This window comes from Aeromicrobium sp. PE09-221 (assembly GCF_002174305.1).
GTDB lineage: Bacteria > Actinomycetota > Actinomycetes > Propionibacteriales > Nocardioidaceae > Aeromicrobium.
Map to the genome: position 1 here is coordinate 240,875 of NZ_MIJB01000003.1, position 14,062 is coordinate 254,936.

The 14,062-nt window shown below is 67.5% G+C and carries 15 protein-coding genes; 7 read left to right on the top strand and 8 right to left on the bottom strand.

The window, feature by feature from the left end; genetic code table 11:
• Positions 1–24: 24 nt before the first annotated feature.
• The 7 genes from BHE97_RS02380 to BHE97_RS02410 form a co-directional block, all read right to left on the bottom strand.
• Positions 25–1,443, bottom strand: coding sequence for a CCA tRNA nucleotidyltransferase (locus tag BHE97_RS02380; RefSeq protein ID WP_087622438.1), 1,419 nt, complete (start codon positions 1,441–1,443; stop codon positions 25–27).
• Positions 1,444–1,559: 116 nt separating this feature from the next.
• Complete coding sequence (locus BHE97_RS02385) at positions 1,560–2,855, bottom strand: ABC transporter substrate-binding protein (RefSeq protein ID WP_087622400.1); 1,296 nt, start codon at positions 2,853–2,855, stop codon at positions 1,560–1,562.
• A gap of 33 nt (positions 2,856–2,888) precedes the next feature.
• The gene (locus tag BHE97_RS02390) at positions 2,889–4,046 is read right to left on the bottom strand and encodes a branched-chain amino acid ABC transporter permease (RefSeq protein WP_087622401.1); all 1,158 of its coding nucleotides are present in this window, start codon (positions 4,044–4,046) and stop codon (positions 2,889–2,891) included.
• Entirely contained in the window at positions 4,043–4,939 is an 897-nt protein-coding gene (locus BHE97_RS02395; RefSeq protein WP_087622402.1) for a branched-chain amino acid ABC transporter permease, read from the bottom strand. Before BHE97_RS02395 ends, BHE97_RS02390 begins: the two co-directional genes overlap by 4 nt.
• A 79-nt stretch (positions 4,940–5,018) precedes the next feature.
• Complete coding sequence (locus BHE97_RS02400) at positions 5,019–6,896, bottom strand: AMP-binding protein (protein ID WP_087622403.1); 1,878 nt, start codon at positions 6,894–6,896, stop codon at positions 5,019–5,021.
• A complete protein-coding gene (locus BHE97_RS02405; protein ID WP_087622404.1) occupies positions 6,893–7,696 on the bottom strand; it encodes an ABC transporter ATP-binding protein in 804 nt (267 codons plus the stop codon). The genes BHE97_RS02400 and BHE97_RS02405 overlap by 4 nt, the downstream gene beginning before the upstream one ends.
• A complete protein-coding gene (locus BHE97_RS02410; protein ID WP_087622405.1) occupies positions 7,693–8,475 on the bottom strand; it encodes an ABC transporter ATP-binding protein in 783 nt (260 codons plus the stop codon). Before BHE97_RS02410 ends, BHE97_RS02405 begins: the two co-directional genes overlap by 4 nt.
• 119 nt (positions 8,476–8,594) lie before the next feature.
• On the opposite strand from BHE97_RS02410, the gene BHE97_RS02415 reads away from it, so the two are divergent.
• The gene (locus BHE97_RS02415; protein WP_087622406.1) at positions 8,595–9,206 is read left to right on the top strand and encodes a TetR/AcrR family transcriptional regulator; all 612 of its coding nucleotides are present in this window, start codon (positions 8,595–8,597) and stop codon (positions 9,204–9,206) included.
• A gap of 56 nt (positions 9,207–9,262) precedes the next feature.
• Here BHE97_RS02415 and BHE97_RS02420 read toward each other — a convergent pair whose 3' ends face one another.
• On the bottom strand, positions 9,263–10,009 hold the full coding sequence (locus BHE97_RS02420) for an ROK family protein (RefSeq protein ID WP_087622407.1): 747 nt from the start codon (positions 10,007–10,009) through the stop codon (positions 9,263–9,265).
• A 141-nt stretch (positions 10,010–10,150) separates the two neighbouring features.
• On the opposite strand from BHE97_RS02420, the gene BHE97_RS02425 reads away from it, so the two are divergent.
• From BHE97_RS02425 to BHE97_RS02450, 6 genes are all read left to right on the top strand, one after another.
• Entirely contained in the window at positions 10,151–11,068 is a 918-nt protein-coding gene (locus tag BHE97_RS02425) for a DUF808 domain-containing protein (RefSeq protein WP_087622408.1), read from the top strand.
• A 97-nt stretch (positions 11,069–11,165) separates the two neighbouring features.
• Positions 11,166–11,723 carry an alternate-type signal peptide domain-containing protein gene (locus BHE97_RS02430; protein ID WP_087622409.1) on the top strand — a complete coding sequence of 186 codons (558 nt, stop codon included), beginning with the start codon at positions 11,166–11,168 and terminating at the stop codon, positions 11,721–11,723.
• Positions 11,724–11,727: 4 nt separating this feature from the next.
• Positions 11,728–12,285 (top strand): signal peptidase I, encoded by a 558-nt coding sequence (locus tag BHE97_RS02435; protein ID WP_087622410.1) that lies wholly within the window; start codon positions 11,728–11,730, stop codon positions 12,283–12,285.
• Entirely contained in the window at positions 12,282–12,848 is a 567-nt protein-coding gene (locus tag BHE97_RS02440; RefSeq protein ID WP_087622411.1) for a hypothetical protein, read from the top strand. The genes BHE97_RS02435 and BHE97_RS02440 overlap by 4 nt, the downstream gene beginning before the upstream one ends.
• A complete protein-coding gene (locus tag BHE97_RS02445; RefSeq protein ID WP_170931210.1) occupies positions 12,848–13,468 on the top strand; it encodes a TasA family protein in 621 nt (206 codons plus the stop codon). Before BHE97_RS02440 ends, BHE97_RS02445 begins: the two co-directional genes overlap by 1 nt.
• 17 nt (positions 13,469–13,485) lie before the next feature.
• Positions 13,486–13,959: a hypothetical protein gene (locus tag BHE97_RS02450; RefSeq protein ID WP_087622413.1), complete on the top strand. Its 474-nt coding sequence runs from the start codon at positions 13,486–13,488 to the stop codon at positions 13,957–13,959.
• Positions 13,960–14,062 lie beyond the last annotated feature (103 nt).

Consider the following 14,062-nt stretch of genomic DNA (forward strand, 5'->3'; position numbering starts at 1 on the left):
TCACCGACGCCGCAGGACCCGACGTCAGGCCCGCGCCGCCCACCACGAACGCAGTGCCTCGGTCGCCTCGTCCTCGCCGAGCGGGCCGCGATCCATCCGCAGCTCCAGGAGGAAGCGGTAGGCCTCACCGACCTCGCGCCCCGGACCGATCTGGAGGATCTCCATGATCTGATTGCCATCGAGATCGGGACGCAGGGAGTTCAGTTCCTCCTGCTGGGCCAGCTGATCGATGCGACGCTCCAGGTCGTCATAGGTGCGTTGCAGGCGGAGCGCTTTCTTGGCATTGCGCGTCGTGCTGTCCGCGCGCGTGAGGATGTGGAGACGCTCGAGCTCGGGTCCGGCGTCGCGGACATAGCGACGCACGGCCGCGTCGGTCCACTGCCCCGACCCGTACCCGTGGAAACGCAGGTGCAGTTCCACCAGTCGGCACACCGCGTCGACGACGTCATTGGGATATCGCAGCGCACGCAGTCGCTTGCGGGCGAGCTTGGCGCCCACCACATCGTGGTGGTGGAAGGTGACGGTGCCGTCATCGGTGAAGCGGCGGGTCTTGGGCTTGCCGATGTCGTGCAGGAGCGCGGCGAGACGGATGACCAGATCGGGTCGCTCCTCCAGCCGGTGCTCCAGGTCGATGGCCTGCTCCAGCACCGTGAGCGAATGCTCGTAAACGTCCTTGTGCCGGTGGTGCTCATCACGTTCGAGCTGGAGTGCGGGCAGCTCGGGAAGCATCTGCTCGGCCAAGCCGGTGGCCACGAGCAGCCGTAGTCCCTCGACCGGCGAGTCGGAGCACAGCAGCCGGGAGAGCTCGTCGCGGATGCGCTCGGCCGAGACGATCTGCAGTCTCTCGGCGAGCCGGGTCATCGCCTCGACGACCTCATCGCTGGCCGTCACGTGGAGTTGCGCGGTGAACCGTGCCGCCCGCATCATCCGCAAGGGGTCATCGGAGAAGGAGAGCTCGGGGGCCACGGGGGTGCGGAGACGGCGGTCGGCGAGATCCTCGATGCCGTCGAAGAGGTCCACGAACTCCCCACCGGGCAGTCGCACGGCCATCGCGTTGATGGTGAAGTCCCGACGCGAGAGATCGCCGTCGAGGGTGTCACCGAAGGCGACGACCGGCTTGCGCGTCGCGGGGTCGTACTCATCGGTGCGGTAGGTGGTGATCTCCAGCTGATCGCCGCCCTTGCGGGCGCCGATCGTGCCGAAGTCCCGGCCCACATCCCACACGGCATCCGCCCATCCGGTGAGGACCGTCTCGATCTGATCGGGCGTGGCGGAGGTCGCGAAGTCGAGATCGTGGACCGGCAGACCGAGGAGGGCATCGCGGACCGGACCGCCGACCAGCACCAGCTCGTGTCCGGCATCGGTGAAACGAGTGCCGATATCGCCCAGCACCGGGTAGGCGGAGAGCAGGGACTCCAGGCGCTGGCGTTCGAGATCGGTCAGGGCGGACACGGTACGCCAGCCTACCGCCACCCACGAAGAACCGAGATCTGCTCCCAGATCGTCGTCCGGGATGGGGTCCGGTTGACGAAATGGGAGCAAATCTCGGTTCAGGTCGCTCAGTTGAGGGCGAAACAGGGCTCCGTGTAGTCATAGCCCTCGGCGGTCGGTCCGGCGGTCAGCTCCTGCGTGATCGTCACGCCCGTCGCGGCCTCGGTATCGACCCCGCTGATGACGCTCGAGCGCCAGGCGACCTCTGACGGATCACCCGCGCTATTGCCGGCCTCATTCGGGAGCATGCCCTCATAGTCGACCTCCTCGAGCTCGCCTGCGGCCGCCACGAGGTTCTCTCGCGTGATGCCGCCGTCCATATCGGCCGCCGCCTCCATAGCCGCGAGGAGCGGGTAGCTCCAGACCCAGCCGGCGGTGTAGCCGTCATTCGGCGTGACCCCGTCGAGGGCCTCGCGCATGGCCTCGTGACCCTCGCTGTCGGTGTCCCACGGGCCCCACGGACCGGCCTGGAAGTACATCGCCTCCAAGGCCGGGGCGGCGGCCGACTGCAGCAACGCGGGGTTCCAGGTCGGGCTCGACCCGACGACGGTCCCCTGCCAACCCTGCTGTGCGGCACCGCCGACGATCGTCGCCATCTCGGCGGGACCGGTGGTGACGACGATGAGATCGGGCTGGTTCTCCAACACCGCCGCCACCGCGCCGGCCTGGTTGTCCTGACCGGTGGGCGTCTCGACCTCGACGAACTCCAGCCCATTGGCCTCGGCAGCCGCCTCGGCTCCGGCGGCGGCGTCTCCGCCGTAGTCGTTCGGGTACTTGATCGCCATGACCGTGCCCTCGACGCCGCGGTTCTCGACCGCCCAGTCGACGCCGTTCATGGCCTCGAAGCAGTAACTGGCACCGCTCTGCAGGATCTGGTCCTCGAAGTCCCAGGCCGAGTTCCACGACGCGGGGACGCCGATCACGTCGTCGGCCTTCATGTCGTCGAGGATCGCGAGGGTCTGCGAGGAGCCGAGGGTCTGCGCGAGGGCCAGGACCTCGCCGCGCATCTCCTGGTAGCGACGGTTGTGGATCTCCGGGTTGTACTCGGCATCGGCGATGTGCTCGGTGATGTTGATGTCGTAGCCGCCGACACCGCCGTCCTCGTTGACACGCTGCCAGAAGGCCTTCTGCGCATCGGTGATCGGGACGGCGAGCGGCGCGAACGGCCCCTTGGTGAGGTCGGAGATCGCACCGAGGTAGATGCACCCGTTGTCTTCATTGACCGCATCGGGGCACGCCTCGTCGGTGATGCCGGGGCCCGCCTCGCTCGACGAGTCGTCTCCGCCGCCGCGACACCCGGTCAGGACGAGCGCGGCGATGGACGCACCCGCCACCGCTCGGGTGATGAATCTGCGTTGCTTCATGGTGTTCCTTTCGGAGGGATCAGGTGATGGGGATCAATAGGAGAAGGGCCAGCCCTTCCAGTAGTTCCGGATGCGCATCCAGATGCCGTACAGGCCGCGCGGCTCGAAGATGAGGAATCCGATGATCAAGAGGCCGTACAGGATGGCCTCGAACTGGAAGACGTTGATGATGCCGCCGCCGACGGTCGACGTGCTGATGACCGGGAACAGGTGGGCGATCTCCTGGGCGATGCGGGGCAGCGCGGTGATGAACATCGCGCCCATGATCGATCCGGAGATGGTCGCCACACCGCCGATCAGCACCATCGCGAGGTATTGGATGCTCAGCAGCAGACCGAAGGCCGCTGGCTCGAACACCCCCACCACGGCGTAGTACATCGCCCCCGCCACGCCGGCGAAGAAGGACGACATCGCGAAGGCCATCACCTTGTAGACCGTGAGGTTGATGCCGATGACCGCGGCGGCCACGTCGCGGTCGCGGACCGCCGAAAAGGCGCGGCCGACACCCGACCGGGCGATATTGCGGCCGAGGATCGCGAACACGATCAGGAAGACCAGTGCCAGAAAGAACTGCTGCTGGTCCCGGCTCAGGCCGAGACCGAACAGCGATCCGCCCTCGGAGAAGCGGATGCCGAAGAGCTCCAGGTCCGGTCCCCGCCGGCCGACGCCGGGGCCTCCCGTGAGGGTCCGCGCCTCGCGGAACACGTGCTCGCCCAGGAACACCAGTCCCAGGGTCACGATGGCCAGGTACAGCCCCCGCAATCGCACCGCGATCGGGCCTACGATCAGGCCGGCGATCGCCGCCACGATGCCCGCGGCGGGAAGCCACACCCACATCGGCAGTCCGTAGCCGATCAAGCGTCCTTCCGGATCGCCACCCAGTACCGCCGCGGTGTAGGCCCCGAGGCCGAGGAAGAAGGCGTGGCCCAGGGAGACCTGCCCGGCATAGCCCGTGACGAGGTTGAGCCCGATGGCCCCCACCGAGGCGATGAGCCCCAAGGTGAACACCAGCAGCAGGTCGTCGGTGAAGAAGAACGGCACACCGAAGGCGGCGAGCACGAGCAGGAGGGTCGACCTGCGCTTGGCCGGGGTATTGAGGAGCGCCATGTCCTGCCGGTAGGCGGTGCGCAGCCGCGGCCGGCCGCGCGGGGGACGTGTGGTGCGGCGCGGTGATGTGACGGTGGCGGTCATACTCGCTCCACCTCCTTGGTGCCGAAGAGTCCATAGGGTCTGACGAGCAGCACCAGGAACATGAGCGCGTAGGGGGCGACCAGCGCGAAGTTGGCGCCGAGGAAGGGCGCGACACTCGGCTGGTAGACCGCGGTGAGCGATTCGACGATGCCGACCGCGAGTCCGCCGATGACGGCGCCGGGCAGACTGTCGAGTCCGCCGATGATGATCGCCGGGAGAGCCTTCAACGCGATGATCCAGGTGTTCTGCTCCATGCCGGCCGATCCGGCGGCGACGAAGGTGCCGGCGATGGCGGCGAGTCCGCCGGCGATGGCCCACGCGAGGGCGAAGATGGCTCCCACGCGGATGCCCTGGGCCAGCGCCGTCTCCTGGTTGAGGGCCGTGGCCCGCATCGCCAGTCCCGCCTTGGCGTAGCGGAAGAACAGCACCAGGGCGATGACCGTCAGCAGGGTCACGACCATGAGGGCGACGCGCTGGTGGCTGATCGACAGACCGAGGAACTCATAGCGTCGCGAGCCGTTCGGGAAGGTCACGATGCGCGGATCGGGCCCCATGTACCGGTTGGCGAAGATGCGCAGCACGATGTCGACACCGATGGTGATGATCGCGAGGGTGAACACCGGCTTGCCGACCATGGGCCGCAAGGCGAGTCGCTCGACCGCCATGCCGAGCAATGCGCCCAGCAGGACGGCGACGGCCAGACCCGGCCAGAAGGGCAGGCCCACCTGGGTCGTGAGGTGATAGGTGAACAAGCCGCCGCACACCATGAGCGCCGGCTGAGCGAAGCTGATGACGTGGGTGGCCTTGTAGATCATGACGTAGCCGAGGGCGAGCAGCGCATAGATGGCACCCTGGGCGAAGCCGTTCAGCACGGCCTGGGCGAAAGTCGTCATGCCGTCACCTGCTTGAAGGGATGTTGATGGTGGGCAGGTGCTGGCATGCCCGTGCTGGTTGGTCGCTCGCTGCGCTCGCTCATGCCGACACCTCCTTCTCGACGGTTTCTCCGTACATATCGGCGATCTCCTCGGCGAACTGACGGGTGATGGCGGGTCGCTTGATCTTCTGGGTGGCGGTCAGCTCGCCCTGCTCGTGATCGAGCTCCTTGGGCATCAACCGGAAGCGCTTGATCGTCTCGACCGAGGCGAACTTGGTATTGGTCGCGTCGACGACCTCCTGGACCAGGGCCACCACCTCGGGCTTCTGCGACAGGTCCCGGTAGGTCGTGAAGGCGAGCTTGCGCCGTTGCGCCCAGTCGCCCACGGTGTCGAGCTCGATCCCGATGAGCGCCGTCAGGTATTTGCGACGATCGCCGATGACGATGGCCTCCTTGATGTACGGAGAGGACTTCAGGCTGTTCTCGATCTCACTCGGGGAGATGTTCTTGCCACCCGCGGTGATGATGATGTCCTTGATCCGGTCGGTGATCTTCAGGTGCGTTCCGTCGACCCACTCGCCGACATCGCCGGTGCGGAGCCAGCCGTCCTCCGTGATCGTCCGCGCGGTGGCCTCCGGGTTGTTCCAGTAGCCCGCGAAGGTACCCGCGTGCCGGGTGAGGATCTCCCCCGTCTCGGGGTCGAGGCGTACCTCGGCCCCCTCCTGCGGCTCGCCGACGGTGCCGACCTTGATGCGTCCGGCTCGATTGGCCGTGGCGATCGCGCTGTTCTCGGTCATGCCGTAGACCTCGTGCATCGGGACGCCGATGCCCATGAAGAACTCCAGCACCTCCGGGGCGATCGGCGCCGCGCCCGACGCGGCATACCGGGCCTTGCCGAGGCCGAGCCGTTCGCGCAGCGGACGATAGAGGAAGACCCAGCCGATCGCATAGGCCAGCCGTGTCGCGAGGGTGTGGCGACCGTCGTTCTCCACCAGGCGTCGCCCGATCCACTGTGAGACCTTCATCCACAGCCCGAAGTTGAGCTTCTTGAGCCGGCTGGCTCCGCTCATCCGGATGTGCACGCCCGCGGCGATCTTCTCCCAGATCCGTGGGACGCCGAAGACGATCGTGGGCTGCACCTCGCGCAGCGCGACCTGGACGGTCTCGATCGACTCGGCGAAGTTGACCTGGGTGCCGACCGCCGCATTGAACCAGGTCGTGAACACGCGCTCGGCGACGTGGCACAGCGGCAGATAGGAGACGATCAGGTCCTTGTCGTTCGCCGGAGGATCGACGAAGGCTCCGTGCTGGGCCAGGGTCTCGATGACGAACTCGATATTGGCGATCGACAGCATCGCGCCCTTGGGCGGACCGGTCGTGCCGGACGTGTAGACGAGTGTGGCGATGTCATCGGGCTGGGCCTGTTCGGCGCGGGTGTCGACCGCTCCGGGATGGGCGGCGCGATGCTCGGCCCCGCGTTCGAGCAGTTCGGTCCACGACAGAAGCCGCGGGTCGGTGTAGCGGCCGGCGATGCCGCGCGGCTCGATGTAGACGAGGTGGCGCAGTTCGGGCAGCTCGTCGATGATCTCGAGGGCCTTGTCCAGCTGCTCCTGGTCCTCGGCGATCAGCACGGAGGCGCCCGAGTCGCGCAGCACGTGCAACACCTCGGCGGCCGGATTGGTGGGGTAGAGACCCACCGTGATGGCGCGCACCGCGGTGATGCCGATATCGCTGAACAGCCATTCGCGGCGGTTCTCGCTGTGGACGCCGACCCGGTCCCCGGGTGCGATGCCCAGGGAGAGCAGCCCGTGGCCCACGAGCGTGGCGTGCTCCCAGTAGTCCTCCCAGGTGACCTGCTCCCAGATGCCGAGATTCTTCTCCCGTATCGCGACCGTCCCCGGAGACGTGCGGGCGCGCTCACGGATGCGCAGGGGCAGTGTCGTCCGGGCGGTGGTGTTCTCCTGCCGCTCGCTCACGAGACCTCCTCGATGACGGGATCCTCGTCGCCCGCGCCGAGATAGGCGCGGATGACATCGGGATGGTTTTGCACCTCGGCCGGGGTGCCGAGGGCGATGGGCGTGCCGAAGTCCATCGCCATCACCCGGTCGGCGAGGTCCATCACCAGGCCCATGTCGTGTTCGACGAGGATCATCGGGATCTTCAGCTCGTCGCGGATGTCGAGGATGAACCGGGCCATGTCCTCGGTCTCCTCGCCGTTCATGCCCGCGACGGGCTCGTCGAGCAGCAACAGACGGGGCTCCATGGCGAGGGCGCGCCCCAGCTCGATGCGCTTCTGCACGCCATAGGGCAGCATGCCGACGGGGAGCTCGCGATAACCCTCGATCTCCAGGAAGTCGATGATCTCCTCGACCCGGCGTCGGTTGGCGATCTCGCTGCGTTGCGCGCGGCCGAGCCAGGCGATCGCCCACGGCCAGCCGTAGCCGAGGTGGTGGTGACGCCCCAGCATCAGGTTGTCGACCACGTTGAGGTTCTCGAAGAGCTCGATGTTCTGGAAGGTGCGGGCGAGTCCGCGCGATGCGATGCGATGGGGCCGTTCGCCCAGGATCGAGGCACCGTCGAAGTGCACGTCACCGGCCTGGGGGCGGTAGACCCCCGAGAGCACGTTGAAGATCGAGGTCTTGCCGGCACCATTGGGACCGATGATCGCGAACAGCTCGTGGCCCCGGATGTCGAAGGAGACTCCACGCAGCGCCTTGACGCCCGCAAAGCTCAACTCGACATCGCTGACCGAACAGATGACGTCCTGCTCGCTCATGACAGCCACCGCTTCCTGCGCTTGTAGTGCTTGAGATCGCGATAGGAGGTCGCCAGCTCGCCGCGTCCGAGGTAGAAGTCGCGGATATCGCTGTCCTGGAGCAGGGCCTCGGCGGGCTGGTCCATGACGATCTTTCCGTGCTCCATCACGTAACCGTGATGGGCGATCGAGAGCGCCATCATCGCGTTCTGCTCGACGAGGAGAACGGTGGTGCCGCGCTGCTCGTTGATCTGCACGATGATGTCCTTGATCTGGGCCACGATGCGCGGGGCCAGGCCGAGACTCGGCTCATCGAGGAGCACGATGTCGGGTTGCGCGACAAGCGCGCGTCCCATCGCGAGCATCTGCTGTTCGCCGCCGGACAGGTAACCCGCGGTGCGCTTGCGACGCTCCTTGAGCACCGGGAACAGCTCGTAGATCTCCTCGATGCTCTCGCCCAGGCCCCCGCGGCGCGTATGACCACCGACCCGCAGATTCTCCTCGACGGTGAACTCGCCGAAGACGCGGCGGCCTTCGAGCACCTGTCCGAGTCCCGCCGCGACGATCCGTGGCGCGTTCCAACGCTCGATCGGCTTCTCGTCGAGCAGGACCTGACCTTTGGTGACCTCGCCGTCGTGGATGTCCAGCAGGCCTGACAGCGCACGCAGCAGCGTCGTCTTACCGGCGCCATTGGCACCGAGCAGGGCAACGATCTGTCCGCGGGCCACGTTCAGGCTGACGCCGCGCAGCACGAGGACGACGTCGTTATAGACGACTTCCAGGTTCTTGACGCTCAGCACGTGGTGACTCCCCCTCCTCCTTGGTTGCGGGACGATCCTGACACATCGATGTGAGTCACGTCACGAACTTTATGCAGATGTAGTGAAATTTTCCCTCCGAGGGAGTACGTTGACTGCTGATGAAAGGCTCACGGCAGACCGATGGCCGGATGCGGCGCGCAGAACGGACCCGCGCCTCGATCGTCGACGCCCACGTGCGACTGCTGCGGGAGGGCACGCTCAAGCCGAGTGCCAAGACGATCGCCGAGGCTGCGGGTGTCTCGGTGCGGACCTTGTGGCTGTCCTTCGGCGACATGGAGAGCCTCTTCGCCCAGACGGTCGCCTACTGGTTCGCCTCGGACGATGCGCTGAGGGTCGCGATCGACCCGGCGCTGGGGTTGGAGGAGCGGATCGACCGCTTCTGCGCTGGACGGGCGCGTCGGCTGACCAATATCGCGCCGGCCGCCCGCGCGGCGCAGCTGATGGAACCGACGTCGTCGACGCTGCGCGGAAGCCGCCGCACGCATATCGAGAACGTGCTCACGGAGATCGATGCGGTCTTCGCGACCGAGATCGCTGCCTCGGACGATCCCGCCGCGCTCCGCGATGCGCTCCTGGCCTCGAGCAGCTGGAATGCGTGGGCGATCCTGCACGATGATCTCGGCCGCAGCGTCGAGGAGTGCGAGGCGGCGATGCGCCGGTCGCTCACCGCCTTGCTAGCCAGCGGTGATCTAGCGCCGGGCGGTGAGTGAGGCACCTCTTCGCCAGCTGGAGGGGTGTCTGCCGCACCGCCCCGGCTGCCGCGCTTTCAGGCCTCGTCGTGGGCCAGCGCCGCGGCGCCGATGATGCCGGCATTGTTGCGCAGATCCGCCGGGATCATCTCCGTCCGGATGTCGATGAGCGGCATGAAGGCCTCGTGATTCTTGCTGACTCCGCCGCCGACGATGAACAGATCGGGTGAGAAGAGCCGTTCCAGGTGGCGGAAGTAGTGCTGCAGCCGCTTGGCCCATTGGGTCCAGCTGAGGTTCTCCCGCTCGCGGGCGCTCGTGGCGGCGTAGTGCTCCGCGTCATCGCCGCGCAGTTCGAGATGGCCGAGCTCGGTATTGGGCACGAGCGTGCCGTCGACGATCAGCGCCGACCCGATGCCGGTGCCGAGGGTGATGACCAGGATGACGCCGTCACGCCCGCGTGCGGCGCCGTAGCGCGCCTCGGCGACCCCCGCCGCATCGGCATCGTTGACGACGTGGACCGGATGCCCGAGCCGTTCGGTGAAGAGGGCGTCGACATCGGTGTCGATCCAGCTCTTGTCGATATTGGCGGCCGACCGCGCGACGCCGCGCTGTACCACCGCCGGGATGGCCACGCCGGTGACCGGGGGCAGCTCCAGTCCGTCATAGGAGCCGATGATCTGCTCGGCGACATCGGCCAGCGCCTCCGGGGTCGACTTCTTGGGGGTCGCGAAGCGGGTGCGGTTGCTGGCGAGGCTGCCGCTCGTCAGATCCACCGGCGCTCCCTTGGTGCCGGTACCACCGATGTCGATGCCGAAGCCGATCATGGGCCGAGTCTAGTGTCATGTCTCGGTGGTTCGTCGCGGCTCGGGAGACGAAAGACGGTCGCGAGTCTTCGGCATAGGACACGGGAGGCGCGCGGACGGCTTCCCGCTCGCCTACGCTGAGCCCGTGAACGGAGCGGACCGGTGAGCGGCGGTCTTGCCGCATTGCTCGACGATGTGGCTGCCCTCGCACGGCTGGCGGCGGCCTCGGTCGATGATGTCGGCACGGCGGCGGGACGAGCGAGCGCGAAGGCCGCCGGTGTGATCGTCGACGACGCGGCGGTGACCCCGCGCTATGTGCGGGGCCTGGACCCGCGCCGTGAGCTCTCGGTGATCGGTCGCATCGCCAAGGGCTCGCTGCGCAACAAGCTCCTCTTCATCCTGCCGGCGCTGCTGCTCCTCAGCCAGTTCCTCCCATGGCTGCTGACTCCCCTGCTCATGCTCGGTGGCGCCTACCTGTGCTTCGAGGGCGCGGAGAAGCTCTGGGAGAAGGTCCGCGGCGGCAGCCATGACGAGGCGCCGCGCACACAGGAGGGACCGGGAGCCGAGGATGCGGTGGTGTCCTCGGCCGTGCGGACCGATTTCATCCTGTCCGCGGAGATCATGGTCATCGCCCTCAACGAGGTGGCCGCCGAGCCGTTGCTGTCGCGGGCGATCATCCTGGCTGTCGTCGGCATCGCGATCACGGCCCTCGTCTACGGCGTGGTCGCTCTGATCGTGCGGATGGACGATATCGGGATGTCCCTGGCCGAGCGCTCATCGAGACTCGCGCGGCGTATCGGACGCGGACTGGTCAAGGCGATGCCCAAGGTGATGACGACCCTCGCCACGGTCGGCGTGGTGGCGATGCTGTGGGTGGGTGGACACATCCTGCTCATCGGCACTGATGAGCTCGGCTGGCATGCCCTCTACGCCTTCGTGCATCACATCGAGCCCGCGAATGGCGCCGCGGCGTGGCTGGTGAACACGGCAGCCTCAGCGCTGCTGGGTCTGGTCGTGGGTGCTGTCGTCGTTGCGCTATGGCACGTGATCGATGCCCGCCGCCAACCACATGTGAGTTAGATCACATATACCCTTCCGTTTATCCGGAGCCTGGGCTCCAATAGTTCTCGGAAGCCGATCGTCCGGTTCGATCGGCCGCGAGCCCGGGAGAGACGACATGCGCAAGACCACCAAGGGAGCACTGGCCGCGGGAGCGGCCGCGGCGCTGTTGATCGGCGGCGCCGGCACACTGGCCTATTGGACCGCGGAGGATTCGGCCGACGGCGGCCCGATCAGTTCCGGCACGCTGACACTCGCTTCGAATGACGACTGCGGTACCTGGGTGTATGCGGCCGGCAGCGCCTCAGCCGGGGAGACCGTCACCGCCTTCGTCCCCGGCGATGTCGTGACCACGACCTGTTCCTTCGTCGTGGGTGCCACCGGCGACAACCTGGCCGCCACCGTGGACGTGCCCGAGACACTCGAGTTCACCGTGCCCGACGAGGCCGCATCCTTCGATGCCGATGTCGACGCCTCCTTCACCCTCGCGGGCGCGGCACTCGCCGATGGCGACACCATCACCGAGGCGAACGATGGTGACACGCTGGCCGCGACCTTCCTGGTCGAGTTCCCCTATGGGGACGCGACCACGACGAATGTCAACGACACGCAGGACATCACTGCCACGCTCGACACCCTGACCGTGACGCTGACGCAGGTCGACCCGAATCCCTGAGTCGATGGCCGCCCACCGTCGTCACCCGGCGACCGTCAGGGCCGCCGTGCTCCTGGTCCTCGGCTGGTTGGGGATCCTCGGCGCGACCGCCGCACTCGTGGCGGGCGTGCTGCTCCCCCGCCTGGCCGGAGCGACGCCCTATGCGGTCCTCACCTCGTCGATGGAGCCGACGCTGCCTCCGGGAACCCTGGTGGTGGCGCGGCCCGTCGCGCCCGAGCAGATCGGGGTCGGCGATGTCATCACCTTTCAGCTGTCCTCGGGACGGCCGCTGACGGCCACCCACCGCGTCACCGCCGTCGAGCAACGTCTCGACGGCGAGCGCAGCTTCGTGACGAAGGGGGATGCCAACGCCACCGCAGACCCCGCAGTAGTCCGCCCGGTGCAGGTGCGCGGTGAGCTCTGGTACGCCGTGCCCTATCTCGGCCATCTCCACCGCTGGCTCTCAGGGTCGCAGCGGACGACACTGACGTCCGTCGTGGCGGGTGGGCTGTCGGCATATGCCGCAGTGATGCTGGGTGGCGCGTGGCGGGATCGTGCCCGAGTGCGGCCGGTGTCCCGATGATCTCCCTCCTCGGTGAGTTCGCGGTACTCTCCGCGATGCTGCTGCCGGCGATGTCGCCGCCGGATATCGAGCTGTCTCCCGGCGGTGGCAGCGCCTCGGTGACCGAGCCGTTGTTCGACCCCGATGTGCGGTGGGTCCCCGGCGATGTCTGGGAGACGAACATGGTGGTGCGCAACGCTGGCCCGACGGTCGCGAGTGCCCGTTTCCGCGTCCTGGTAGAAGGCGATGAACATCTCCATGGCGAGGGAATGCTGTGGTTGGATGCGAGCATCGACGGCGGCCCGTGGCGGACGGTCGAATGGTCCACGTGGACACCAGGGGGGACCCTCGAGGCGGGTGAGAGCATCCAGGTCGAGCTGCGAGGCTCCTTCCATGAGGCCGCCACGAATAGGCACCAGGACAGCAGTGTCGACCTGGAGGTCGTGTGGCAGGCCGCCGGGCCGCGCTCCGACATGGACGGGCTCCCCGGCGCGGGCGCCGTGATCTCGCCCTGGTGGATCGTGCTCGGGCTGTTCGCTGTCTCTCTCGGCTCCTGGATGTACCGGCTGAGGCAGGAGAGATGATGAGCACCGAGCAGCGTCGTCGACGGTCGGCCGTCCTGGTCTGGATCGTCGGGGTGATACTGGCACTCGCCGTCGGAGTGGGCGGCACGATGGCGTTCTGGAGTGATGAAGCGACGGTTGAGACCGGGAGCCTCGAGGCGGGACGACTCGATGTCACTCTCAACGGACAGCTCACCGGTCCGGGCGGGTCCATCGCCGATGCGCAATTCGCGATCGCCGACCTCGTGCCCGGGGAAAGCTTCGCGCGGACCATCACGGTCGGCAACGGCGGCACGGTCCCGCTCGACTTCTCCGTGACCGGGTCGACCTCGGGCACGCTCGGGACGGCGCTGCGGTGGACTGTCGTCGCCGGTGGCACGGCCGGGAACACGGGCACGATCGCGGCCGGTGATCGCACCGGCACCTGCACCGGGGGGACCACCACCTATCCGTCCGCGACGATCAGTGGATCCGCGGCGAGTCCCACCACCGTCGTCGGCACGCGTGGACCGCTGGCCGTCGGGACGGCCCAGTCGCTCTGCATCATCGTCGGTCTCGACCCGAACGCCCCGGGCACCCTCCAGGGGGAGACGGCCACGGCCCGCTTCGTGGTGACCGGCACGCAGCGGGGTGCGGCGTGAATGGTCGTCGGAGGCTGGTGGCCGCGGGGGCCCTCGCGGCCCTCCTGACCTCGGCCACGGCGGCCTCCGCGGCCTGGACCGATACCGCCACCGTCGACACCGGCTCGCTCGGCGCGCACCAGGTCATCTCCCAGGAGGCTCCCACGTGTGAGAACAAGGGAGGCGTGCTTGGTCTGCTCGGCTACGCCGAACTCTCCTGGAACCATGTGGATCCTCGCTACGAGTACTCCTGGGAGGCGCGCCGGGTGAACACCGGCACCCGGATCGGTGGCGGGCTCATCACGCCCGCCTCGGCGGCTGGTACCCCGGTGATCGTCGATATCACTCCCACGCTGATCGACCTCGGGGGCTTGGCGGGACTGCAGATTGACATCCTCGTCTCCGCACGCCTGCGCGGAAGCACCTCGTGGTCGGCTCCCGTGACCACGACACGAGTCCGCTCGGTCAATCTCCTGATCGTGGGGTTGAGCATCCGCTGTGGGGCCGGATAGAGATGACGAAGGACCGGATCCCATCGGGATCCGGTCCTTCGCTGTGAACCTGAACTCTGGTATCTGCTCGAGTGAGGACCGATGATGATGCATTCGGGTTGCT